This window comes from Roseateles sp. L2-2 (genome assembly GCF_050613215.1).
GTDB classification, from domain to species: Bacteria; Pseudomonadota; Gammaproteobacteria; order Burkholderiales; family Burkholderiaceae_C; genus Roseateles; species Roseateles noduli.
The window spans coordinates 183,228-205,432 of the sequence record NZ_CP192509.1; the positions used below are offsets into that span (position 1 = coordinate 183,228).

Annotated in this window: 22 protein-coding genes; 8 read left to right on the plus strand and 14 right to left on the minus strand. The window is 68.8% G+C overall.

Annotation, left to right across the window (positions count from 1 at the left end; genetic code table 11):
• Window positions 1-31 precede the first annotated feature (31 nt).
• The 5 genes from ACQZ13_RS00895 (at window position 32) to ACQZ13_RS00915 (ending at window position 4,855) form a co-directional block, all read left to right on the plus strand.
• Window positions 32-1,471 carry a PLP-dependent aminotransferase family protein gene (locus ACQZ13_RS00895; RefSeq protein ID WP_431049410.1) on the plus strand — a complete coding sequence of 480 codons (1,440 nt, stop codon included), beginning with the start codon at window positions 32-34 and terminating at the stop codon, window positions 1,469-1,471.
• 52 nt (window positions 1,472-1,523) lie between these two features.
• Window positions 1,524-2,339, plus strand: a complete 816-nt coding sequence (proC, locus tag ACQZ13_RS00900) for a pyrroline-5-carboxylate reductase (RefSeq protein ID WP_431049411.1) — start codon at window positions 1,524-1,526, stop codon at window positions 2,337-2,339.
• Window positions 2,340-2,401: 62 nt separating this feature from the next.
• Window positions 2,402-2,962: a chorismate--pyruvate lyase family protein gene (locus tag ACQZ13_RS00905; protein ID WP_431049412.1), complete on the plus strand. Its 561-nt coding sequence runs from the start codon at window positions 2,402-2,404 to the stop codon at window positions 2,960-2,962.
• Complete coding sequence (locus tag ACQZ13_RS00910; RefSeq protein ID WP_431049413.1) at window positions 2,962-4,137, plus strand: HPP family protein; 1,176 nt, start codon at window positions 2,962-2,964, stop codon at window positions 4,135-4,137. The genes ACQZ13_RS00905 and ACQZ13_RS00910 overlap by 1 nt, the downstream gene beginning before the upstream one ends.
• Before the next feature lie 67 nt (window positions 4,138-4,204).
• Complete coding sequence (locus ACQZ13_RS00915) at window positions 4,205-4,855, plus strand: DUF4337 domain-containing protein (RefSeq protein WP_431049414.1); 651 nt, start codon at window positions 4,205-4,207, stop codon at window positions 4,853-4,855.
• A 10-nt stretch (window positions 4,856-4,865) separates the two neighbouring features.
• Here ACQZ13_RS00915 and ubiA read toward each other — a convergent pair whose 3' ends face one another.
• From ubiA to ACQZ13_RS00955, 8 genes are all read right to left on the minus strand, one after another.
• Window positions 4,866-5,783 (minus strand): 4-hydroxybenzoate octaprenyltransferase, encoded by a 918-nt coding sequence (gene ubiA, locus ACQZ13_RS00920; protein ID WP_431049415.1) that lies wholly within the window; start codon window positions 5,781-5,783, stop codon window positions 4,866-4,868.
• A 47-nt stretch (window positions 5,784-5,830) separates the two neighbouring features.
• Complete coding sequence (locus tag ACQZ13_RS00925; protein WP_431049416.1) at window positions 5,831-7,180, minus strand: type II toxin-antitoxin system HipA family toxin; 1,350 nt, start codon at window positions 7,178-7,180, stop codon at window positions 5,831-5,833.
• A gap of 9 nt (window positions 7,181-7,189) precedes the next feature.
• Window positions 7,190-7,531, minus strand: a complete 342-nt coding sequence (locus ACQZ13_RS00930) for a helix-turn-helix domain-containing protein (protein ID WP_067283361.1) — start codon at window positions 7,529-7,531, stop codon at window positions 7,190-7,192.
• A 122-nt stretch (window positions 7,532-7,653) separates the two neighbouring features.
• A complete protein-coding gene (locus ACQZ13_RS00935) occupies window positions 7,654-8,640 on the minus strand; it encodes a branched-chain amino acid ABC transporter permease (RefSeq protein ID WP_431049417.1) in 987 nt (328 codons plus the stop codon).
• Window positions 8,637-9,524 (minus strand): branched-chain amino acid ABC transporter permease, encoded by an 888-nt coding sequence (locus ACQZ13_RS00940; RefSeq protein WP_088408004.1) that lies wholly within the window; start codon window positions 9,522-9,524, stop codon window positions 8,637-8,639. The genes ACQZ13_RS00935 and ACQZ13_RS00940 overlap by 4 nt, the downstream gene beginning before the upstream one ends.
• A 20-nt stretch (window positions 9,525-9,544) precedes the next feature.
• The gene (locus ACQZ13_RS00945) at window positions 9,545-10,753 is read right to left on the minus strand and encodes an ABC transporter substrate-binding protein (RefSeq protein ID WP_088408003.1); all 1,209 of its coding nucleotides are present in this window, start codon (window positions 10,751-10,753) and stop codon (window positions 9,545-9,547) included.
• A gap of 98 nt (window positions 10,754-10,851) precedes the next feature.
• The gene (locus tag ACQZ13_RS00950; protein WP_431049418.1) at window positions 10,852-11,562 is read right to left on the minus strand and encodes an ABC transporter ATP-binding protein; all 711 of its coding nucleotides are present in this window, start codon (window positions 11,560-11,562) and stop codon (window positions 10,852-10,854) included.
• Entirely contained in the window at window positions 11,562-12,332 is a 771-nt protein-coding gene (locus ACQZ13_RS00955) for an ABC transporter ATP-binding protein (protein WP_431049419.1), read from the minus strand. The genes ACQZ13_RS00950 and ACQZ13_RS00955 overlap by 1 nt, the downstream gene beginning before the upstream one ends.
• A gap of 380 nt (window positions 12,333-12,712) precedes the next feature.
• Between ACQZ13_RS00955 and ACQZ13_RS00960 the strand changes: the two genes are divergently transcribed.
• Window positions 12,713-13,666 (plus strand): MBL fold metallo-hydrolase, encoded by a 954-nt coding sequence (locus ACQZ13_RS00960; protein ID WP_431049420.1) that lies wholly within the window; start codon window positions 12,713-12,715, stop codon window positions 13,664-13,666.
• Here the strand turns inward: ACQZ13_RS00960 and ACQZ13_RS00965 are convergent, their stop codons facing one another.
• Entirely contained in the window at window positions 13,667-14,590 is a 924-nt protein-coding gene (locus ACQZ13_RS00965) for a LysR family transcriptional regulator (protein WP_431053432.1), read from the minus strand. It abuts the gene before it with no gap.
• Window positions 14,591-14,847: 257 nt separating this feature from the next.
• On the opposite strand from ACQZ13_RS00965, the gene ACQZ13_RS00970 reads away from it, so the two are divergent.
• Window positions 14,848-15,912 (plus strand): NAD-dependent epimerase/dehydratase family protein, encoded by a 1,065-nt coding sequence (locus tag ACQZ13_RS00970; RefSeq protein ID WP_431053434.1) that lies wholly within the window; start codon window positions 14,848-14,850, stop codon window positions 15,910-15,912.
• On the opposite strand, the gene ACQZ13_RS00975 is transcribed toward ACQZ13_RS00970, so the two are convergent.
• Together ACQZ13_RS00975 and ACQZ13_RS00980 are read right to left on the minus strand one after the other, a co-directional pair.
• Window positions 15,863-16,672 (minus strand): substrate-binding periplasmic protein, encoded by an 810-nt coding sequence (locus ACQZ13_RS00975; RefSeq protein ID WP_431049421.1) that lies wholly within the window; start codon window positions 16,670-16,672, stop codon window positions 15,863-15,865. The two genes, ACQZ13_RS00970 and ACQZ13_RS00975, sit on opposite strands and share 50 nt — an antisense overlap.
• 130 nt (window positions 16,673-16,802) lie before the next feature.
• Window positions 16,803-18,440, minus strand: a complete 1,638-nt coding sequence (locus ACQZ13_RS00980; protein WP_088407998.1) for a peptide chain release factor 3 — start codon at window positions 18,438-18,440, stop codon at window positions 16,803-16,805.
• Between the two features lie 175 nt (window positions 18,441-18,615).
• Between ACQZ13_RS00980 and ACQZ13_RS00985 the strand changes: the two genes are divergently transcribed.
• Window positions 18,616-19,908, plus strand: a complete 1,293-nt coding sequence (locus ACQZ13_RS00985; protein ID WP_431049422.1) for a hypothetical protein — start codon at window positions 18,616-18,618, stop codon at window positions 19,906-19,908.
• Between the two features lie 6 nt (window positions 19,909-19,914).
• Here the strand turns inward: ACQZ13_RS00985 and ACQZ13_RS00990 are convergent, their stop codons facing one another.
• From ACQZ13_RS00990 to ACQZ13_RS01000, 3 genes are all read right to left on the minus strand, one after another.
• The gene (locus tag ACQZ13_RS00990; protein ID WP_431049424.1) at window positions 19,915-20,520 is read right to left on the minus strand and encodes a DJ-1/PfpI family protein; all 606 of its coding nucleotides are present in this window, start codon (window positions 20,518-20,520) and stop codon (window positions 19,915-19,917) included.
• A gap of 67 nt (window positions 20,521-20,587) precedes the next feature.
• Window positions 20,588-20,977, minus strand: a complete 390-nt coding sequence (locus tag ACQZ13_RS00995; protein WP_431049425.1) for a hypothetical protein — start codon at window positions 20,975-20,977, stop codon at window positions 20,588-20,590.
• Window positions 20,978-20,979: 2 nt separating this feature from the next.
• The gene (locus ACQZ13_RS01000; protein WP_431049427.1) at window positions 20,980-22,203 is read right to left on the minus strand and encodes an acetate/propionate family kinase; all 1,224 of its coding nucleotides are present in this window, start codon (window positions 22,201-22,203) and stop codon (window positions 20,980-20,982) included.
• Window positions 22,204-22,205: the final 2 nt, after the last annotated feature.

Sequence of the window (22,205 nt, forward strand, 5' to 3'; positions counted from 1 at the left end):
CTCGCGCGAGCGCGGGCGCAGAATCGCCGGCATGGACGCTTCGGACCCCTTGTACGCGCAGGTCGCCGCGCATTACCGCCAGGCCATCGCGGCCGGCACGATGCCGCCGGGGAGCCGGATGCCGTCGGTCCGCACGCTGATGGGCCTGCACCGCGTGAGCCTCAGCACCGCGCTGCAGGCCTGCCGCCTGCTCGAAAGCCAGGGGCTGCTGCAAGCGCGCCAGCGCGCCGGCTACTTCGTCCGACCGCCGCGCCCGAACCGGCTCGCGCGTGCGGCCGAGCCGCGCGAGACGCAGGCCGATCCGGCGCGTTTCGTCGGCGTGCACGAGCGCATCTCCGAGATCCTCACCCGCGGCATCAATGCGAAGCCGGAGGTCAACCTCTCCGGCGCGTGCGCGCACCCCTCGCTGTATCCGACGCGCGCGCTGGCGCTGCACGGCCAGCGGCTGCTGCGACGGCGGCCGGAGATCCTCGGCACCCAGCCGGATCCGCAGGGCTTGCTCGCGCTGCGCCAGGGCCTGTCGCGCATGGCCTTGAACGCGCAGATCCAGCTCGACCCGTCGCAACTCGTGATCACCCATGGATGCACCGAAGCGCTCAGCGTCGCGCTGCGCGCGGTGACGACGCCGGGCGACGCGGTGGCGGTCGAGTCGCCGACCTACTACGGCCTGCTGCAGCTGCTGGAGAGCCTGGGCCTGCGCGCTCTGGAGATCCCGACCAGTCCGCACACAGGCCTGTCCGTCGAGGCCTTCGAAGCGGCGGCGATGCGCGAGCCGCGACTCAAGGCGGTGGTCGTCGTGCCCAACCTGCAGAACCCGCTCGGCGCGGTGATGCCCGACGCGGCCAAGCAGGCGCTGCTGGCGGTCTGCGAGGCCCGCGACCTGGCGCTCATCGAGGACGACACCTACGCGCTGCTGTGCGAGACGCCGCAGCGCGCGATCAAGTCCTGGGACACGACGGGGCGGGTGATCTTCTGCTCGTCGATGCACAAGACGCTGGCGCCCGGCATGCGCGTGGGCTGGATCTCGGCGGGGCGCTGGCAGCCGCGCGTGGAGATCCTCAAGTACGCGCAGAGCCGGCCCAACGAGATGCTCGGTCAGGCCATCCTGGCGGAGTTCCTCGCCGGCGGCCAGATCGAGCGCCACCTGCGCGCGCTGCGGGCCAAGCTCGCGACGCAGCGCGAGCAGATGGTGGCGGCGCTCTCCGACGAACTGCCGGCGGGCACGCGGCTCAGCCTGCCGCCGGGCGGGCCGAGCCTGTGGGTCGAGCTGCCCGAGGGGCTGTCCTCGCTCGCGCTGTTCGACGCCGCGCTGGAGAAGGGCATCCGGCTCGGGCCGGGGCTGATGTACTCGAACTCCGAGCGCTTCGACAACTTCATCCGCATCAACGCCGGCAATCCGATGGATGACGCGCAACGGCGCGCGATCGCGACGCTCGGCGAGCTCTGCGCGTCGATGCTCAGAGCGCGCTGAACGCCCGCGCGGGACCGGTCCCGCCCACGGGGCGGGACTAAACTGCCGCCCCATGAATTCCTGCATCGCATTCATCGGCGGGGGCAACATGGCCAGCGCCATCGTCGGCGGCCTGCGCCGGGCCGGTTTCCCGGCCGAGGACCTGCTGGTGGTCGAGCCTTTCGAGGCGCAGCGCGAGCGCCTCGCCGCGGACTTCGGGATCCGGCCGCTCGCCGCGGCGGACGCTTCGCTGTCGCGCGCGCGCGCCGTCGTCTGGGCGGTGAAGCCGCAGCTCTTCCAGGAAGCCGCCGTTCCGGTGGCGCCGCATGTCGCCGGCGCGCTGCAGCTGTCGGTGATGGCGGGCCTGCGCAGCGATGCGATCGCACGCGCCACCGGCGCGCCGCGCGTCGTGCGCGGCATGCCCAATACGCCGGCGCTGATCGGGCAGGGCATCACCGGCCTGTGCGCGAGCGCTGCCGTCACGGCCGAGGACCGCGCGCTGGTCGAGCAGCTGTTGCAGCCGACCGGCCGCACGCTGTGGGTCGACAACGAGGGCGACCTCGACACGGTCACCGCGCTGTCGGGCTCGGGGCCGGCCTACTTCTTCTTCCTCGTCGAGCACATGGTCGCCGCTGCGCGCGCGCTGGGCCTGGACGAGGCCAAGGCGCGCGAACTCGCGCTGGCCACCTGCGGCGGCGCCGCGGCGCTGGCGCTGCAATCGAGCGACTCGCCGACCGCGCTGCGCGAGAAGGTGACCTCCAAGGGCGGCACCACGCACGCCGCGATCACCAGCCTGCAGGCCGACGGCGTCGGCGAGGCGGTCGAACGCGCCGTGAAGGCCGCGCACCGGCGCGCCGGCGAGCTGGGCGACGAATTCGGCCGCGCTTGAGCGCGACCGCGCCCGACGTCGCCGGCCGCCAACTGACTGATATCTGAGAGCCGCTTCCATCCATGGGGATCGCTGATCGCTGGGGCCTGCGCGCGTGGCTGCGCGCGCCGGGTTCGCTGAGCAAGCGGCTGGCCGCGACCGGCCGTCGTTATGAGGTCCAGGTGTTGCGCCAGACGACCGCGCCTTTGCGACCGCAGGAACGTGCCGCGCTGGGGCTGCCCAAGCGCGGGCTGACGCTCGTGCGCGAGGTGCTGCTGCGCGTCGACGGCCAACCCCTGGTATGGGCACGGTCGGCGGTGCACGGCCACGCGGTGGCCGGTCCGTGGAAGGCGCTGAAGGGGCTGGGCAGCCGGCCGCTCGGCCATCTGCTCTACGACGACCCCCGCATCCATCGCAGCGAGCTGCAGCCGCGACGCGTCACGCGGCACGGCGCGACGAACCGTCAGATGCAGCGTCAATGGCTCGCGGCTACCGGGACCGAAGCACCCGCGCAGATGCAGTGGTCGCGCAACTCGGTCTTCACCCGGCACGGCCAGCAGCTGCGGGTGATGGAGATGTTCGTGCCCGAGGTCGCCTTGCGCGATCCCGGACCGCTGAGACGCAAATCGAAGGCGCGCCGATGATGGATCGATTCCGCCTCTGGCTGCAGGCGTTCCGTCCGGCGCCCATGCGCGTCGACGCGAGAGAACGTCTGCGCGTGGTGGCCGGCGCGATCGTGGGCCTCCTGCTGACAGGCGTGCTCACGGAACTGCTCTCGCGCCACATGCCGGGCGTGCCGTGGCTGATTGCGCCGCTGGGCGCGAGCGCGGTGCTCGTGTTCGGCGTGCCGGCGAGTCCGCTGGCGCAGCCGTGGGCGGTGGTCATGGGCAACACCGCATCGGCGCTGGTCGGCATCGCCTGCGCGCATCTGTTCGGCGGCACGCCGGAGCTGGCCGCCGCGATCGCCGTCGGCGGTGCGATCGGGCTGATGTTCCTGCTGCGCTGCCTGCATCCGCCCGGCGGCGCCGCGGCCTTGCTGATGGTGCTCAGCGGCGTCCACGACTGGCACTTCGCGCTCGATCCCGTGCTGCTGAACTCGGTGCTGATGGTGCTCGCCGGCATGGCGTACAACGGCGTCACCGGCCGCAAGTACCCGCACCCGCAGGCAACGGTCACCGCCGCGCCGGCGAAGGGCGGCGCCGCGACCGGGGCCGGTGGAGCCGCCGGGGCTGCGGGGGACGCACCGCCGTTCACCGGCGTCGACCTGGACACGGTGCTGGCGCACTACAACCAGGTGCTGGACATTCCGAGGGACGACCTGCAGGCGATCGTCGACGAGGCCGCGCTCCTGGCGGCGCGGCGACGGATCACCACGCTGCGCTGCGCGGACGTGATGTCGCGCGACGTGAAGTCGGTGGCGTGGGGCACGCCGCTGCAGGAGGCCTGGTCGCTGCTGCGGACCCATCACATCAAGGCGCTGCCGGTGGTGGACCGGGCGCAGCGGGTGGTCGGCATCGTGACGCTGGCGGACTTCATGCGAGGGGCCTCGCTCGACGTGCACGACGACTGGGCGACGCGACTGCGCCACCTGATCCGTCCGACGCCGACCACGCACAGCGACAAGCCGGAGGTGGTCGGGCAGATCATGAGCCGGCAGGTGCGCGTGGCCAGCGCGGACCGTCCGCTGGCGGACCTGGTGCCACTGTTCGCCGCCACGGGCCATCACCACATTCCCATCGTCGGCGACGAGGCGCGGCTGGTCGGCATCCTGACCCAGTCGGACCTGGTGGCGGCGCTGGCGCGGGTGGAGCGGTTCTGAGCGGCACCTGAACCACGCCTGAGCCGGGGCTAAGCGGACGTACAGGTCCCGCTCAGCTTCGCTGGGTATGCTGCCGCGGCCGATCCTGAACACCGTGCCGCCGATGGACATCGACCCCGACGAACTGATTGAGACCGCCCGCCAGGCCAACGAGCGGGCGGAGGCCTCTCCGTCGCAGTCGCGGCTGAATGTGGCGGTGGCGCTGACGGTGGCCTTGCTGGCCACGTTCATGGGTATCTGCAAGATCAAGGACGACAACATCGGCCAGGGCATGCAGCAGGCGCAGGCGGACAAGATCGACCACTGGTCCTTCTACCAGGCGCGCAACGCGCGGGAGGAGGTCGCCAAGGCCGCGCTGACGCAGCTGAAGCTGCAGGCGATCGGCGCGCCGGCGTCGGCCGCCGATGGCTACCGCGAGGCCATCGCGCACTACGAGACGCTCGCTGCGGACCAGGCCGCCAAGAAGGACGAGCTCCGCAAGCAGGCCGAGGCCGACCAGCAGCGCTACGACGCGCTCAACTACCGGGACGACCAGTTCGACCTGTCGGACGCCTTGCTGGCGATCTCGATCGCGATGCTGGCGGTGACCGCGTTGACGCAGCTGTGGTGGCTGTACGCGGCGGCGATGGTGCCGACGGTCTTCGGCGTGCTGATGGGCGTGGCGGGACTGGCCGGATGGCCGCTGCACCCGGACGCGATCGTGCAGTGGCTGTCCTGAGCCGGACGGCTCAACGCAAGGCCAGATCCGCCACCGTTCCCGCGAAGATCGCAAAGCCGACCCAGTGGTTCTCGCGGAAGGCCCTGAAGCAGCCGTCCCGGCTGCGGTCCTTGATCAGCGTGTAGTGCCAGACCACCTGCGCCGCCGCAGCCGCGAGGCCGGCCAGGAACCAATGGCCCATGCCCAGCCGCAGTCCCAGCGTGGCCCAGAGCGCGAGGAACGCGACGTAGAACGCCATCACGCCGATGACGTCGAAGCGGCCCAGCGTCAGCGCCGAGGTCTTGATGCCGATGCGGATGTCGTCGTCGCGGTCGACCATGGCGTACTCGGTGTCGTAGGCCAGCACCCAGAACAGGTTGGCGACCAGCAGTCCCCAGGCGGCCAGCGGGACCGAGGCGGAGATTGCCTGCAGGCTCCACTCGTGGCCGCCGAGCGCCGCGGAGAACGCCATCGGGATCCCGAACGAGAACGCCACGCCGAGCACGGCCTGCGGCATCGACACCCAGCGCTTGGTGAACGGATATAGGATGGTCACCGCCAGCGCGGCGAACGACAGCAGGATGGTCGGCGGATTGGTCGTCAGCACGAGCGCGAAGGCGACCAGCGCCAGCGCGGCGCCGAGCACGAGCGCCTGCTTCACGGAGATCAGCCCCGAGGTCACCGGCCGCTGGGCGGTGCGCTTGACGTGCTTGTCGAAGTCGCGGTCGGCGACGTCGTTGACGGCGCAGCCCGCGCTGCGCATCAGGAAGGTGCCGATCGTGAAGACCAGCAGCAGGTGCCAGCCCGGCCAGCCGTCGGCGGCCATCCACAGCGCGGCCAGCGTCGGCCACAGCAGCAGGTAGGTGCCGGCCGGGCGGTCCCAGCGGATCAGGTTCAGGTACAGCGACAGACGCGACGGCGCGGCGGGAGCGGGGGCTGCGGAGGTCATGGCGCTCATTGTCGCGCCGCGCAAGCCGCTCGCCTGTCGGGGATCGCTCAGCCGAGCTTGCGTCGCAGCTCCGCTGTCGAGATGTCGTCGATGTGGCGGAACGCGGGGGCGATCCGATCCATCTCCTGTGCGCCGACGCCGAACTGCTCGAAGTACATGCGCCATTGGCGGACGACGCACCAGACCTCGTCGATGGCGAGTGCCGCATCGCGCTCGGAAAGCGTGAATCCGCCGTGCGCTGCCAGCGCGTTGTCGAGCGTGGCCAATCGACCTGACGGCCCGATGCCCAGATGGAGGAATCGTTCGCTTGCCAGGCTGGGTCGAGGCATCACGTCGTAGAGCGGGCTGAGTCGCCAGCCCTGCAGTCGCGGATCCCACAGAAAGCCGTGATTGCGCAGATGGTCGTCGTCGTTGCTGACCAGGATGTTGAACACCATGCGCTTGAAGAGCTCGGTGTTGCCGGCGCGGACCGTATCGGGATGCGCGTAGCGGCGGATCGCCGCAGCGAGGTCCGCGTACGCCTTGGTCCGCGACTCGCTCTCTTCGCACCCCAGCCAGGTCAGGCCGCTGTTGAACGCCAGTCGTCGTTCCGCCAGGCCGTCGGCCGGTATTGCCTTGAGCAGGGTGGGATCGTCCTCGACGGCGGGCAGTTGATCGGAGGACCAGTAGCGATCGAAACGTCGGATCAGCATGACGTGACGGTCGCCGATGGTCAGCGTCTTGACGGGCGGCACGGACAGCGTGGCCTCGGCCGCCAGGCGCAACGCGGCGCATTCGATGGCGGGAATGTCCATGCGGTCCTGGCGGCTGGCGAATTTCGCCAGCCACAGCACGCCGTCGTCGTCCCGGACTGAGGCTTTCGGGCGCGCACCGCCCAATGACGCGCCGTTCATGAAGATGGCATCCAGATGTGCGGGGACGGGCGCACCTTCTTCGATGCGCTCCGCGGCTTCCATCAGGTGCTGCAGCGTGTGCCAGGAACTGACACCCGGACTCGGGCTGTCGGCCAGCCCCGTCCGCACATCGAGCGCGCCGACGCGTTCACTGCCGGCGTGGATCAGGTATTGGGATTCCGGCAGGCTGTTGGCCGGCACGCGCAGCTTGGCTTCGATGACTCGGCGTCCCCACGCGTCTGGCGCCGCGTCGCGGATGCCGCCGAAGAAGGGGAGGTTGTTGATCGGGCGCAACCGTTGACCACGGACCCGTTCACGATCGAGCAGACCCAGGCTCACCGGATCGATCTCGATGGCGTCTGGCCGTCGCAGGTAGTTCAACCCGTAGGCCAGCGTCGAACCCTGGAGTTCCTGATCCTGCTCGTTCAGCTGGAGCTGGCCGCAGGGTGCCCAGGCAGATCCCAGATGCGCGAAGACGGTGAGCTTGGTTTCCTTGGCCGCCATGAATCGCCCTTAGAAATCCAGTTCCTGCATTTCCGCCTGCGTCAGCCCGCGTACGCGTTGGCGCTGCTCTTCCTGCTGTTGCTGGAAAAGCGCCGGGTCGCTTTCGGTCAGGAGATGCGTGAGCGTCAGCCCCGGGGCGATCGCGTCCAGATAACGCAGGATCTGGCCGATGGCGAGGCCGGGGTCACCTCGTTCGATCCGGTAGGCGGTATTGCGAGACAGTCCAGCCCGGATGGCTGCGTCAGCCTGCTTGATCTGCCGGGCCACCCGCAACCGGGCGAGGCGCTCGCCCAACTGGGCGCTCTCGGTCTGCAAGTGTGCGGGGAGCACGGAAGCCTGGTCGACTTTCATGTTCGTTAAATCGAGCCTTAACGCGATAAGGCTCGATATTACGAGCATTCTGTCGAAATGGCTAGCAAAGCTAAGCCGATTCGATGTTCGTTAAATCGAGCCTTAAAGCGATAGCGCTCGATTTAACGAGCATTCACCGGCTTGCGCACCCGCTCCCACAGCGCGCCCGCCTCGCCCACCAGCCCGCGCCGGAACGCCAGCACGCAGACGATGAAGATCAGCCCGGTGACCAGGCTGACCGACTCGCCGAGCCCGGTGAACCACTGGATGCCGGTCAGGTTGGCCAGCCACTGGCCCAGGTCGCCGATCTTGTTCTCCAGGGCGATGATCACCAGCGCCCCGACGATCGGACCGACCATCGTCCCCATGCCGCCCACCAGCGTCATCAGGATCACCAGGCCGGACGTCGTCCAGATCGCGTCGGTCAGCGTCGCGAAGCCCAGCACCAGCGTCTTGGTCGCGCCCGCCAGACCGGCCAGCGCGGCCGACAGCACGAAGGCCATCAGCTTGAACCGCGCCGCGTCGTAGCCCAGCGAGGTCGCCCGCGCCTCGTTCTCGCGGATCGAGGTCAGCACCTGCCCGAAGGGCGAATGCACCGTCCGGTAGATCAGCCAGAAGCCGAAGATGAAGATCGCCAGCACCAGGTAGTACAGCGCGCTGTCGTTCTCCAGGTTGATGCCCAGCAGGCTGCCGCGCGGCACCGACTGCAAGCCGTCCTCGCCGCCGGTGAACGGCGCCTGCAGGAAGTAGAAGAACAGCATCTGCGCCAGCGCCAGCGTGATCATCGAGAAGTAGATCCCCGAGCGCCGGATCGCCAGCAGCCCGAACACCAGCCCCGCGACCGCCGCCATCAGCGTGCCGAAGGCGATGCCGATCAGCGGCGGGAAGCCCCAGACCTTCATCGCATGACCCGCCGCGTAGGCCGCGGCGCCGAGGAAGGCCGCGTGGCCGAAGCTCAGCAGCCCCGTGAAGCCGATCAGCAGGTTGAAGGCGCACGCGAACAGCGCGTAGCACATCACCTTCATCGCGAAGATCGGATACACGCCCAGGAAGGGCAGCAGCGCGACGGCGATGAACAGGGCGGCGTAGCCCAGCGGTTTCTTGTTCATTTCTCTTTGCCGAACAGGCCGGCGGGACGCACCAGCAGGACCAGGGCCATGACGACGAACACCACCGTGTTGGACGCCTCCGGATAGAAGACCTTGGTCAGGCCCTCGACGACGCCCAGCCCCAGGCCGGTCAGGATCGAGCCCAGGATGGAGCCCATGCCGCCGATCACCACCACCGCGAAGACGACGATGATCAGGTTGGAGCCCATCAGCGAATTCACCTGCAGGATGGGCGCGGCCAGCACCCCGGCGAAGCCCGCCAGCGCCACGCCGCCGGCGTAGGTCAGCGTCACCAGCCGCGGCACGTTCACGCCGAAGGCCTGCACCAGCTTCGGGTTCTCGGTGCCGGCGCGCAGCGTCGCGCCCAGCGAGGTCTTCTCGATCAGCACCCACACGCCCAGGCACACCACCAGCGAGGCCACCACCACCCAGGCCCGGTAGTTCGGCAGGATCATGAAGCCCAGGTTGGTCGCGCCCGAGAGCGCCTCCGGCGCCGAGTACGGCTGCCCGCCGACGCCGAAGAAGGAGCGGAACACCCCCTCGATCACCAGCGTCAGCCCGAAGGTCAGCAGCAGGCCGTAGAGGTGGTCCAGCTTGTAGAGCCACTGCAGCAGCAGCCGCTCGATCACCAGCCCGAACACGCCCACGATCAGCGGCGCGATCAGCAGCATCGCCCAGTAGTTGATGCCGAAGTACTCCAACCCCATCCACGCCAGGAACGCGCCCATCATGTAGAGCGCGCCGTGGGCGAAGTTGATGATGTTCAGCATGCCGAAGATCACCGCAAGCCCGAGCGACAGCATCGCGTAGAAGGACCCGTTCACCAGCCCCAGCAGGAGCTGGCCGAGCAGCGCCGGCAACGGGACGCCAAAGAAGTCGGTCATGCGGTGTCTCCGGCCTCAGCTCACTTCTTGACCAGCGGGCACTTCGAATCGGCCAGCTTGGTGAACGCGTCGTCGCCCGCGATGCGGGTCACGACCTTGAAGTAGTCCCACGGCTCGGAGGATTCCTTCGGCGACTTCACCTGCAGCAGGAACATGTCGTGCACCGCGCGGCCGTCTTCCTTGCGGATCGTGGCCTTGGTGTAGAAGTCGTTGACCGGCGTGGCCTTCATCTGCGCCATCACCTTGTCGCCGTCGTCGGACTTGGTCGCCTCCACCGCCTTCAGGTAATGCGTCACCGCCGAGTAGTCCGCCGCCTGCAGCGACGACGGCATGCGCTTCATCTTCTCGAAGAAGCGGCGCGACCAGGCGCGCGCCTCGGGGCTCTGGTTCCAGTACCAGCTGTCGGTCAGGTACATGCCCTCGGTGGTCTTCAGGCCCAGCGAGTGCACGTCGTTGATGAACATCAGCAGGCCGGCCAGCTTCATCGTCTTGGTGATGCCGAACTCGTTGGCCGCCTTCACCGCGTTGATGGTGTCGCCGCCCGCGTTGGCCAGGCCCAGGATCTGCGCCTTGGAGCTCTGCGCCTGCAGCAGGAAGGAGGAGAAGTCGCTCGCGTTCAGCGGGTGCTTCACCGCGCCCAGCACCTGGCCGCCGGACTTGGTCACCACCGCCGAGGTGTCGGCCTGCAGCGAGGTGCCGAAGGCGTAGTCCGCCGTCAGGAAGTACCAGGTCTTGCCGCCGGACTTGGTCACCGCCGCGCCCGTGCCGTTGGCCAGGGCCACCGTGTCGTAGGCGTAGTGGATGGTGTAGGGCGTGCATTCCTCGTTGGTCAGGCGCGAGGTGCCGGCGCCGATCGAGATGAAGGGCTTCTTCTTCTCCGCCGCGACCTTGGCCATCGCCAGGCTGGTACCGGAGTTGGTGCCGCCGATCAGCAGGTCCAGGCCTTGCGTGTCGAACCACTCGCGCGCCTTGGAGGCGGCGACGTCGGCCTTGTTCTGGTGGTCGGCGAAGACCAGCTCGATCTTCTTGCCGGCGACCTGGCCCTTCGCGTCGGCGATGGCCATGCGGATGGCCTCCACGCCGCCGGCGCCGTCGATGTCGGCGTAGACGCTCGACATGTCCGTGATGATGCCGATCTTGATCGTGTCGCCGGAAATCTGCGCCTGCGCGCCAAGACTGCCGCAGGCCAGCACCGAGGCCAGGGCAACGGTTTTGAGGGTCGTCTTCATCGCTTGTCTCCTTGTTCTAACGGCCTCATCGGGCCCATGCGGGTTTCAGACTCGAAGCTCGGGGAATCAGTAGGCGGATGTCGGTAGGCGGACGGGGCTTACACGCTCAGCAGCTCGTCCAGCAGCGCGCGCTTGCTGTCGAGCTGCGCGGCGCTGAAGGACTCGACCACCTGACCGTGCTCCATCACGACGAAGTGGTCCGCCAGCGGCGCGGCGAACCGGAAGTTCTGTTCCACCATCACGATGGTGAAGCCTTGCGCCTTCAGCGCGGTGATCATGCGGGCCAGCGCCTGGACGATGACCGGGGCCAGGCCCTCGGAGATTTCGTCCAGCAGCAGGATGTCCGCGCCGGTGCGAAGGATGCGGGCCACGGCCAGCATCTGCTGCTCGCCGCCGGACAGCCGCGTGCCCGGGCTGTGCCGGCGCTCGGCGAGGTTGGGGAACATCGCGTAGATCTCGTCCTCGGACATGACCTTGCCGCGGCCGCTCTTGAAGACCGGCGGCAGGCGCAGGTTCTCCTCGGTGCTGAGCGAGGCGAAGATGCCGCGCTCCTCCGGGCAGTAGCCCAGGCCGAGTCGCGCGATGCGATGCGTCGGCAGGGTGACGCTCTCCTGGCCGTGGACCTTGATCGAGCCGCTGCGGCGGTCGGTCAGGCCCATGATGGCGCGCAGCGTCGTCGTGCGGCCGGCGCCGTTGCGGCCCAGCAGCGTCAACACCTGACCCTGCGGGATGGCGAGGTCGATGCCGTGCAGGATATGGCTCTCGCCGTACCAGGCCTGAAGCCCTTTGATCTCGAGCGCGTACGCCATCAGTGCGCCCCTTGCAGCTCGGTGGCCTCGGACCCCATGTAGGCCTCCAGCACCTTCGGATGGCGGGACACGGTGGCGTAGTCGCCCTCGGCCAGTACGGCGCCGCGGGCCAGCACGGTGATGCGGTCGGCGATGCTGCTGATCACCTTCATGTTGTGCTCCACCATGAGCACGGTGCGGCCCTCGGCGACGCGCTTGATCAGCGCGGTGACGCGGTCCACGTCCTCGTGGCCCATGCCTTGCGTCGGCTCGTCCAGCAGCATCAGTTCGGGTTCCATCGCCATCGTCGTGGCGATCTCCAGCGCGCGCTTGCGGCCGTAGGGCAGGTCGGCGGCGCGCAGGGACGCCATGTCGCGCAGGTCGACGAGTTCCAGAAGCTCCAGCGCGCGACCGTCCAGCTTCGACAGGCCGCTGAGGCCCTTCCAGAAGTGGTAGCTGGTGCCGGTGAAGCGCTGCAGGCCGATGCGCACGTTCTCCAGCACCGTCAGGTGGGGGAACACCGCGCTGATCTGGAACGAGCGGATCACGCCGCGGCGCGCAATCTGCGCGGGCTTCTCGCCGGTGATGTCGTGGCCGTTGAACAGGATCTGCCCGCGGGTCGGCGTCAGGAACTTGGTGAGCAGGTTGAAGCAGGTGGTCTTGCCGGCGCCGTTGGGGCCGATCAGCGCGTGGATATGCCCGCGCTGCACTTGCAGGTCGACCGAGTCCACGGCGGTGAAGCCTTTGAACTCCTTGGTCAGTTTGCGTGTCTCCAGGATGAGGTTGCTCATCGGCGCAAGGGTGGGCGCCGGTGGTCCGGTGCCTCTGTAGTGGAGCCAGGAATATAGGGGCCCTGGCGGGGGCCCTCGACAGCGTAAAACCCTTTACGCAGCATTGCGCAAGGGCTAACCCTCGGGCCTCTGTGGACGCAGCGGCGCGGGGGTTCCACATGACGCCGCACGTGACTTTCACGGGGCTGACGCAGCGGTCCGCAGCGGCGTCTTTTTGAAGGGGCCAGGACATGCCACAACGCTGTCTTGACGAGCGCATGTCACCGGAATCTCCTGCGGGCGGACGGTGCTTCTTGCGAACGGGTCGGGCGATCGGCGTGAGGCGTGGCTATGCTGCGCGCCTGCTCGAACACATGCATGACATGCACAGGAGGTTCCCCATGATCCGTTCCGGAAAATTCGCCGCACTCGGCCTCGCGATCGCACTGGCCGCCGCGGGCGTGCAGGCGGCCGCGCCGCAGGTGAAGACGCAGGCGCCGGGCTACTACCGGCTGATGCTGGGCGACTTCGAGATCACCGCGCTGAGCGACGGCACCATCGATCTGCCGGTCGACCAGCTGATGGACAAGGCCAAGCCCGGCACGGTGGTGAAGGCCTTGAGCAAGAACTACCTGAAGCCGCCGGTCGAGACCTCGATCAACGGCTACCTGATCAACACCGGCACCAAGCTGGTGCTGATCGACACCGGCGCCAACGGCGTGTTCGGTCCGACGACGGGCAAGCTGCTCGCCAACCTGAAGGCGGCGGGCTACCAGCCGGAGCAGGTCGACGAGGTCTACATCACCCACCTGCACCCGGACCATGCGGCGGGCCTGACGAAGGACGGACAGGCGGTGTTCCCGAACGCCGTGGTCCGGATGGATCAGCACGACGCCGATTACTGGCTGAACACGGCGAATGCGGCGAAGGCCGCGCCGGGTCACAAGGACTTCTTCGGTGCGGCGATCGCAGCGCTGAAGCCGTACCAGGATGCGGGCCGCCTGAAGCCGTTCAGCGGCGAGACGGAACTGGTGCCGGGCATCCGCACCCATGCGGCCTACGGCCACACGCCGGGACACACCGTCTACATGGTGGAGAGCCAGGGCCAGAAACTGGCGGTGTGGGGCGACCTGATGCACGTCGCGGCGGTGCAGTTCCCGGATCCGTCGGTCACGATCAACTTCGACAGCGATTCGAAGCAGGCGATGCCGCAGCGCCAGAAGGCCTACGCGGATGCGGCGAAGAACGGCTACTGGGTCGCCATCGCGCACGTGTCCTTCCCCGGCCTCGGCCACGTGGCCGCGGACGGCAAGGGCTACCGCTGGGTGCCGGCGAACTACAGCATCAAGCCGTGATCAGCTAGCGCGGGCGGATTCGACTGAATCGCCGGAACCGCCGGCTTCGGCGTGACGCTCGAGGCCGGCGACCAGCGCATCGAACACCGCCCGGCATCGCGGGCTGTCCCGCAGGTCCTCGTGCATGGTGATCCACGTCTCCAGCGGGATGCTGAGCTCCTCCGCGAGCACGCGGCGCAGCGCCGGATCTCGCCGGGCCAGCGCGACCTGGCACAAGCCCAGTCCCGCGCCCGCGCGGACGAGGGCGAGATGGGCCAGGTCGCTATCGGTGCGCAGCGCGAAGTGCTCGGGCACCATCACGGGATAGCGTCGCGCCAGCTCGCGCACGTACGGCGCGGGCTGGTCGTAGCCGATCAGCACGTGGCCGTCCGCGACCAGCGCCTTCATCGAAGCCGGCGTTCCGCGAGCCGCCAGATAGCGCTCGTGCGCATGCAGTCCTACCTCGATCACGCCGACGCGTCGGGCGATCAGCTGCTCCTGCTTCGGCGGCGTCATTCGGATCGCGATGTCGGCCTCGCGCCGCAGCAGATCCTGTACGCGGTTGCTCAGCACCAGCTCGACGATCAGCGCCGGATGGCGCTCGCGAAGCTCCGCGAGCAACGGCGGCAGCACCTCCACGCCGACGACCTCGCTCGCGGTCACCCGCACGATGCCGCGCACGCCGTCGCCGTGGCTGCGCGCGGTGCGCTCGAGCGCGGCCGCGGTGCTGTCCATCGCCTCCGCGTAGGGCCTCAGCGCGAGCGCCGCTTCCGTCGGCAGCAGGCCGGTGGGCGTGCGCACGAAGAGCGATTGCCCCACCTGCGCTTCCAGCGCCGCCACATGCCGGCCCACGGTCGGCTGTGTCAGATCCAGCGCCCGCGCGGCGCCTGAGAGCGAGCCTTCCCGCAGCACGCCAAGAAAGGAGCGATACCACTCCCAGGCGATGCCGGCGCTGGAGGACGCGGAGGAGCGCGAGGAGTCGGAGGTCGCGACTGTGGAATTCGCAGGGGCAGGGGTATCCACAGATCGCGGGGAGTGCTTCGAAGCCATGCAGAAATGTATAGCCGCTCGCTCATGCTCGGTAATTTTCAGGAAAGACGCTTCTTTCCAGAATCCATGCCATGCCTTCACCCAACAGGACCCCGGCGGTCCGGCAGGAGCTGACGATGGATGCGATGACTTCGATGGATGCGATCGGTGTGCTGGCCGCGATGACGGCGGTGGCGCGGCGGACGGCGCTGGTGCTGGGCGCGAGCGGCGGCATCGGCGGCGCGGTGGCCAGGGCCTTGCGCGATGCGGGCTGGACGGTGCGGGCGCTCAAGCGCGGACTGGCCAGCGAATCGGAACACCGGGACGGCCTGCACTGGCTGCGCGGCGATGCGCTCGTCGCCGACGACGTGCAGCGCGCCGCGCAGGGCTGCAGCGTGATCGTCCATGCTGTGAATCCGCCCGGCTACCGCCGCTGGAGCGAGCTGGTGCTGCCGATGCTCGACAACACCATCGCGGCCGCCAAGGCGCGTGGCGCGACCGTCGTGTTGCCGGGCACCGTCTACAACTTCGGACCCGACGCGATGCCGCACCCCACGGAGGATTCGCCGCAGCGTCCCGTGACGCGCAAGGGCGCGATCCGCGTCGAGATGGAGCGACGACTGCAGGAAGGCGCCGAGCGCGGAGATTTCCGCGCCGTCATCCTGCGCGCCGGGGACTTCTTCGGCCCGGGCGCGGCGAACAGCTGGTTCTCGCAGGGCCTCGTGACGCCGGGCAAGCCGGTGACGCGGATCCAGCAGGCGGGGACGGACGGCGTCGGCCACCAATGGGCCTATCTGCCCGACGTCGCGACGGCGATGGCCGCGCTGATCGAGCGTTGCGACAGGCTGCCGGCCTTCGCGCGCTTCCACTTCGCGGGCCATTGGGATGCCGACGGGCGCCAGATGGCGGAAGCGATCCGCCGCATCGTGCAGCGACGCACCGGCGTGCAGGCGCGGATCACGCGTTTCCCCTGGTGGGCCGTGCGTCTGGCTCAGCCGGTGGTGCCGCTGTTCCGGGAAGTGGCGGAGATGCGCTACCTGTGGCGCGAGCCGCTGCGCATGGGCGAGGCGCGCCTGACCGCCGAACTGGCTGACATCGGAGGCGTCCCGCACACGCCGCTCGATGTCGCGATCGAGCGCACCTTGGAGTCACTGGGTTGCCTGCCCGCCGCTCAGGCCTCGGCGACCTTCAATCGAAGTAGTGCTGCCGCAGGCGTTCGTAGCGGCCATCCCGCCTGATGCGGTCCAGCGCGGCCTGCAGACGCCGCGCCAGCGCCGGATCGCTGTCCGCCGGCAGGCCGTACCAGTAGGACTTGTCGACGTCCATCGGCAGCACCGGGGTCAAGGTGGCGTAGGGCAGCTTCAGCTCGCGCAGGTGCCAGGCCGCGGCCCAGTCCAGCATCACGATCAGATCCATGCGGCCGGCCAGCAGCTTGCGCAGGTTGGTCGCGTCGTCGACGGCGAGTTCCAGCTCGACCTCGGGCCGCAGACCGTCCGCGATCAACTGCCGCGCCGCGGCCGAATCGCGCGTCACGCCCAGGCGCAGGCCGTTCAGCTCCTTCAGGCTCTGGGGACGCACGTCCGTGCGGTGGTTCAGCCGGTAGACGAGGATGCGCCGCGGGCTGATCGGCCCGACCCAGCGGTACTGGCTCTCGCGCTCGGGCGTGCGCGTCAGCGAGAACAGCACACTGTCCGTGCGCCGCGCCGCTTCCTGCACCGACCGTTGCCACGGCAGCACCTGCACGCGCAGCGGCATGCCGGCTTCGGCCGCCATCAACTTCAGCAGTTCGGTGCTGAAGCCGCGCGCCTCGCCGTTCTCGGCGTGGTTCAGCGGCGGGAGGTTCTCGGTGAAGGCGACCAGCTCGCCCGTGCCCGCATGCGCCGACGGACGCGCTGCCGTCGAGGCCATCGCCGCGGGCAGGGCGCCCGGCAGCAGGCCAGCCGCCAGCAGGAGGCAGCACAGACGGCGCTCCGGCAGGGGCTGGATCTCGTGGGGCATCGCGGCAGTGTAGGAAGGGGCGGTGACAGGCCGACAACGGTGTCGTTGCAGAAACGTCAACAAGGTCACGGCGGCCCGCCTCGGGAACCCAGTCCCTCCAAGGAGGGGTTGCGGAGAAAGACCTGACCCCTCAGGCGTCCATCTGCTTCTGGAAGACCAGGCCGGCGTGCTCGCGCAGCGCGTGGAACTTGATCTTGGGCCAGTTCTCCTGCATCGCGCGGAGTTCGCCGGCGTATTCGAGCAGCACCGTCGGCGCGTTCACCGCGTCCCAGGCGACGCGGTGCGCGTTGTGGTCGATGAAGCGGCGCAGTTCCTTCTCGCCGCCGTCCGCCTCGTCGCAGGTCACCCAGCGCGCGACGTTGTAGCGCGCCGGCATGACGCGGGCCTTGACGCCGTACTCATGCTCCAGCCGGTGCGCGACAACTTCGAACTGCAGCTGGCCGACCGCGCCCAGCAGCAGCACGCTGCCGGCCTCGGGACGGAAGACCTGGATCGCGCCCTCCTCGCCGAGCTGGCGCAGGCCCTCGCGCAGCTGCTTGGTCTTGAGCGGGTCGGCGACTTCCACGGACCGGAACATTTCCGGCGCGAAGAAGGGCAGGCCGGTGTACTGCAGCGCCTCGCCCTCGGTGATCGTGTCGCCGAGCTGCAGCACGCCGTGGTTGGGGATGCCGATGATGTCGCCGGCGAAGGCCTCGTCCAGCAGCTCGCGGCGCTGCGACAGGAAGCTCACCACCGTGTTGGGGCGCAGCTCCTTGCCGGAGCGCACGACCTTCAGGCGCATGCCGCGCTCGAAGTGGCCCGAGGCCACGCGCAGGAACGCGATGCGGTCGCGGTGCGCCGGGTCCATGTTGGCCTGGATCTTGAAGACGACGCCGGTGAACTTGGGCTCTTCCGGCTGCACGACGCGCTGCATCGCGGCGCGTTCGGCCGGTGCGGGCGCCAGCTCGACCAGCGCGTCCAGCACTTCCTGCACGCCGAAGTTGTTGACCGCGGAGCCGAAGAACATCGGCGTCTGCTGGCCCGCGAGGAAGGCGTCCTCGTCGAAGGCCGGCGCGGCTTCCTTGACCAGCTCGATCTCGCCCTGCGCGTTGTCGTACTGCATCCCGAAGCGCTCGGCGTAGGCCGGGTTGTCCAGGCCGTCCAGCACTTCCTCGGTGCCGGCGGCGCGGTCCTCGCCGGGCGCGAAGACCCGCATGCGCTGCTGGCGCAGGTCCATCACGCCGTGGAAATGCTTGCCCATGCCGACCGGCCAGGTGAAGGGCACCACCGTCATGCCCAGCTCGCGCTCGATCTCGTCCATCAGCGCCAGCGGTTCCTGGACCTCGCGGTCCATCTTGTTGACGAAGGTCAGGATGGGCGTGTTGCGCGCGCGGCAGACCTGGATCAGCCGGCGGGTCTGCGGCTCGACGCCGTTGGCCGCGTCGATCACCATCAGCGCCGCGTCGACCGCGGTCAGCACGCGGTAGGTGTCTTCCGAGAAGTCCTGGTGGCCCGGGGTGTCCAGCAGGTTGATGACGCAGTCGCGGTACTCCATCTGCATCACCGACGAGGCCACCGAGATGCCGCGCTGCTTCTCGATCTCCATCCAGTCCGAGGTCGCATGCCGCGAGGCCTTGCGCGCCTTCACCGACCCCGCGATCTGGATCGCGCCGGAGAACAGCAGCAGCTTCTCCGTCAGCGTGGTCTTGCCCGCGTCAGGGTGGGAAATGATGGCGAAGGTGCGGCGACGGCGCACTTCGGAGGGGATGCGGGAGAGGTCGGTGGACATGGCGTGCGGCGCGCGATCGGCGTCGGGCGCGGGAATGGACCGCCGCGGCAGCGGCGAAGGGCGGGATTATCGACGATGGTCGACAGGCGGCCCCGAAGGCCTCGGTTGGAAGGTTGTCATGTGCACGCGGCAAGTCGACTGACTACAGGAAGACAACAACCTCTTGCCCGTTTCAATGAAATCGCTGACTGCCTTCCGCGCGGCTTCTTCCGTCCTTTTTGCTGTCTCTGTCCTGCTGCCCATGGCGGCGGCGGCGCAGGGTGGCTGGAGGGAGTGGAACGGCAGGCACTACCGAATCGATGCGCAGGGCGACCTCAGCTGCCGGTCCCGCGATGGCGTTCAGTGCGCGGGTCCGGGGGATCGGCCTCAGAAGAAGCCCTCCACACTTTCCGAGTCCTTCGGCTTTCATCTGCTGTTTCACGACCTGTATGACCAGGGCGAATATGCCGAATGGAAATCCTTGTCGTGTGGCGACGAACATCGCAAGCATTACGGCGTCAGCGGTTATGAGTCCGCCGATCATTGGTGCAACGCGGCCCATGCCGCGCTGTTTGCCAAATGGACGGACTACCGCCCGCTGGGACTCGACATGCTGCTTTCGACGACTGCGGAAGGGCACGTCATGTGCCATTCATTTGACGGGGTCAACTGCTCGCGTCCCGCGGATGTCGAGCTCAAGAGGCGCGAGGCTGAAAAACCTGTCCCCTGTCGCAAGGGAGGCCTCAACTTCCTGGGCGCGGGAATTCATGCCGGCTTGTGTCCTGGGCCGGGACTTCCTCCCGTCAAAGCGTTGATCTGTGGCGAGCACCACCGTTCGGTCTGGGGAATCGACGGTTACAAGTCCTCAGGACACTGGTGCCGGGCCCCGGAGATCGTCAGACATGAACGATTCGATGATCTCGTGCTGAAGCCAGACAATTCCAAGGCCATCCCCATGGACGTTTGGCACCTGTCCCGCCAACCCGGCGTTCTTGTGACGGCGGACGTGGAAGACGGTGGTTGGTTGACCCTGAACTTGTCCCACGATCCCTCACAGCTCGATATGTCGACGTACGTGGGAGGGCCCAGTGAGTCCCAGGTGATGGTGAAGACGGGGGGGACTTTGGGCCGCTTGCGGGATCCGCTACAGCGGCAAGGCGACAAGTTCGTCGGACTGATGATGCGATTCTCGGCAGAGGGGACGATGTGTTATCACACTTGGTCCAGGGGCGGATCGAGATCCTTGCACGCGCCGAACGATTCGTCCTCCCTGATCAGAGCTCGACGCGGTTTGAGGCCCGTCGAAGTGCCTCAATGGAGTTTTGCGCCGACCCTGCGTCTCCACGCCGACGATGGGCCCGTGCGGATCCGTGAGGTCATCGTCGTCGCCGCCCGGCGGCTTCCTCCAGGTTCCGGATACCACGATTGGCCGGTATCTTGGAGCGGCTCTTTCTACTCCGAAGACTGCGATGGATTGGCAGAACGGTAAGTCCGTCTACATGTCGCCGATGAAGGGGCGCACCCGGGCCAGCAGGCGCTCGACGTACTCGTCCTTCTCCCCGACCGGCGCCGCGTAGGTCAGCGCATCGCGCGCGGCGGACTCGCCGGCCTTGCGCCACATGAGCCATGCGGACAGGTACTGCGACGCGAGGCAGCCTCCCGACGTCGCCACCGGGCCGCGGGCGTGGAAGGGCTCGTCGAGGACCCGCACGCCGGCTTCGACCAGCCAGGGCCGGGTGGACGAATCGGTGCAGGCCGGCGCGTCGCCGAGCAGCCCCAGCCGCGCCACCAGCAGCGCGCCGGAGCATTGCGAGGCGATCAGCTGCCGCGTCGGATCGAGCTGCAGCCGGTCCAGCACGGCCGAGTTCTCCGCGATCGCCCGCGTGTAGATGCCGGAGCCGAACCAGACGGCGTCCGCCTCGTTGGCCCATTCGAGCGGATGCTTGAGCTGGACGGTCACGCCGTTCATCGAGGTGACCGTCGGACCGGGTCCGCAGAGCTCGGCGGACCAGCCCAGCGGCTTGAGCCGGTTCAGCAATCCCAGCGGGATGAAGCTGTCGATCTCGTTGAAGCCGTCGAAGGAAAGGATGGCGATGCGCATGGAGTGACCCCGCAAGGCGATGCGGCCCACTGTAGCGCCGACGACCGCCCCGCCCAAGCCGTCGGGGTTATTGACCGCCGGAGCCGGCGTTGCCGCCGTTGCCGGTGCCGGTGCCCGGCGCCTGCGGCGTCCCCAGCGTGCCGAGCTGCGTGCCGATGCGCACCAGCAGGTGCTGGCGCACGCGCTGGACCACCTCGGCGGCGTCGACCGGGCCGAGTTCCTCGGCCAGCCGGGTCTGCACCTCGTAGTGCAGGTAGAGCATCCCGCGCAGCTTCTCGAAGCCGCTCTCGTGGCCGTCGCCGCAGATGCGCAGGTCGTTGTCGAGCACCCGCTCGATGACGCCGGGATCGAGCAGCCGCACGTGGCACATGATCGCCAGCTGCGCGATCTGCAGGTCCACGTCCTCGACGGTCTTCTCCCATTCCTCGTGGCTGTAGCGTTGCTTGGGCGTTCGCATGGTCACTCCTCCCCGGCGAGCAGCCGGAACGTGTGGCGGGCCATCATGAGTTCCTCGTCGGTGGGGATGACCCAGGCCTCGCACCGGCTGTCGACGGTGCTGATCCGGCGCTCGGCCGGTCCCTCGCGGTTCGCGGCGTCCTGCACCGACACTCCCAGCCACAGACAGCGCGACAGCACACGGCGACGGACCTCCGCGGCATGCTCGCCGATTCCGGCGGTGAAGACCAGCCCGTCCAGGCCGCCCATTTCCGCGGCGAGCGCGCCGATCTCGCGGGCGACGCGGTGGACGAAGACGTCGATCGCGAAGCGCGCCCGCGGCGCGTCGCTGGCCAGCAGCTGGCGCATGTCGCTGGAGACGCCGGACAGCCCCAGCAGCCCGGACTGCTTGTAGAGCAGCGTCTCGAGCTCGCGGGCGTCCATGCGCTGCTCATCCATCAGGTAGATCAGCACGCCGGGATCCACTGCGCCGCTGCGCGTGCCCATCGGGAGGCCGTCGACGGCGGTGAAGCCCATGCTGCTGGCGATGCTGCGGCCGCGGTGCAGCGCGCAGGCGCTGGCGCCGTTGCCCAGGTGCAGGACGACGGCGCGCCCGTCCGCGAGTCGCGGCGACAGCGCCGGCAGCCGCGAGGCGATGTACTCGTAGCTCAGGCCGTGGAAGCCGTAGCGGCGCACGCCGGCTTCGAACAGCGCATAGGGCAGGGCGAAGGCGTCGGCGACGTCGGACTGGCCGCGGTGGAAGGCGGTGTCGAAGCACGCGACCTGCGGCAGCCCGGGCAGGGCCGAGAAAGCGCGGCGGATCGGCGCCAGGTTGTGGGGCTGATGCAGCGGCGCGAGCGGCGTGAGCGTCTCCAGTTGCGCCAGCACCGGCGGCGTCACCCGCACCGGTTGCGCGAACGCGGTGCCGCCGTGCACGACGCGATGGCCGATGCCCAGCATCCGGATGCCGGGGAACTCGTGGGTGACGAATTCGACCAGGTGATCGAGCGCGCCCTCATGCGTCAGCGTGTCGCCGACGGGCCAGTCGCGCGAGCCGGCTTTCGAGCCGTCGGCATGCGACGCCTCGAAGTGGGGTTTGGCGGTGCCGAGGCCTTCGACCTGCGCGCGCAGTTCGAGCCTCAGCGGCCCCAGCCGGCGGTCCTCGTGCAGCGAGTACATCGACAGCTTGATGCTGGAGGAGCCCGCGTTGACGACCGCGATGAATTCGCCTTCAAGTCGTGCATCCATCG

Bases quoted from the DNA above. Each gene is read 5' to 3' on its own strand.
- ACQZ13_RS00895 (WP_431049410.1), top strand. From the start codon at position 32: ATGGACGCTTCGGACCCCTTGTACGCGCAGGTCGCCGCGCATTACCGC.
- proC (WP_431049411.1), top strand. From the start codon at position 1,524: ATGAATTCCTGCATCGCATTCATCGGCGGGGGCAACATGGCCAGCGCC.
- ACQZ13_RS00905 (WP_431049412.1), top strand. From the start codon at position 2,402: ATGGGGATCGCTGATCGCTGGGGCCTGCGCGCGTGGCTGCGCGCGCCG.
- ACQZ13_RS00910 (WP_431049413.1), top strand. From the start codon at position 2,962: ATGGATCGATTCCGCCTCTGGCTGCAGGCGTTCCGTCCGGCGCCCATG.
- ACQZ13_RS00915 (WP_431049414.1), top strand. From the start codon at position 4,205: ATGCTGCCGCGGCCGATCCTGAACACCGTGCCGCCGATGGACATCGAC.
- ubiA (WP_431049415.1), bottom strand. From the start codon at position 5,783: ATGACCTCCGCAGCCCCCGCTCCCGCCGCGCCGTCGCGTCTGTCGCTG.
- ACQZ13_RS00925 (WP_431049416.1), bottom strand. From the start codon at position 7,180: ATGGCGGCCAAGGAAACCAAGCTCACCGTCTTCGCGCATCTGGGATCT.
- ACQZ13_RS00930 (WP_067283361.1), bottom strand. From the start codon at position 7,531: ATGAAAGTCGACCAGGCTTCCGTGCTCCCCGCACACTTGCAGACCGAG.
- ACQZ13_RS00935 (WP_431049417.1), bottom strand. From the start codon at position 8,640: ATGAACAAGAAACCGCTGGGCTACGCCGCCCTGTTCATCGCCGTCGCG.
- ACQZ13_RS00940 (WP_088408004.1), bottom strand. From the start codon at position 9,524: ATGACCGACTTCTTTGGCGTCCCGTTGCCGGCGCTGCTCGGCCAGCTC.
- ACQZ13_RS00945 (WP_088408003.1), bottom strand. From the start codon at position 10,753: ATGAAGACGACCCTCAAAACCGTTGCCCTGGCCTCGGTGCTGGCCTGC.
- ACQZ13_RS00950 (WP_431049418.1), bottom strand. From the start codon at position 11,562: ATGGCGTACGCGCTCGAGATCAAAGGGCTTCAGGCCTGGTACGGCGAG.
- ACQZ13_RS00955 (WP_431049419.1), bottom strand. From the start codon at position 12,332: ATGAGCAACCTCATCCTGGAGACACGCAAACTGACCAAGGAGTTCAAA.
- ACQZ13_RS00960 (WP_431049420.1), top strand. From the start codon at position 12,713: ATGATCCGTTCCGGAAAATTCGCCGCACTCGGCCTCGCGATCGCACTG.
- ACQZ13_RS00975 (WP_431049421.1), bottom strand. From the start codon at position 16,672: ATGCCCCACGAGATCCAGCCCCTGCCGGAGCGCCGTCTGTGCTGCCTC.
- ACQZ13_RS00980 (WP_088407998.1), bottom strand. From the start codon at position 18,440: ATGTCCACCGACCTCTCCCGCATCCCCTCCGAAGTGCGCCGTCGCCGC.
- ACQZ13_RS00985 (WP_431049422.1), top strand. From the start codon at position 18,616: ATGAAATCGCTGACTGCCTTCCGCGCGGCTTCTTCCGTCCTTTTTGCT.
- ACQZ13_RS00990 (WP_431049424.1), bottom strand. From the start codon at position 20,520: ATGCGCATCGCCATCCTTTCCTTCGACGGCTTCAACGAGATCGACAGC.
- ACQZ13_RS00995 (WP_431049425.1), bottom strand. From the start codon at position 20,977: ATGCGAACGCCCAAGCAACGCTACAGCCACGAGGAATGGGAGAAGACC.
- ACQZ13_RS01000 (WP_431049427.1), bottom strand. From the start codon at position 22,203: ATGGATGCACGACTTGAAGGCGAATTCATCGCGGTCGTCAACGCGGGC.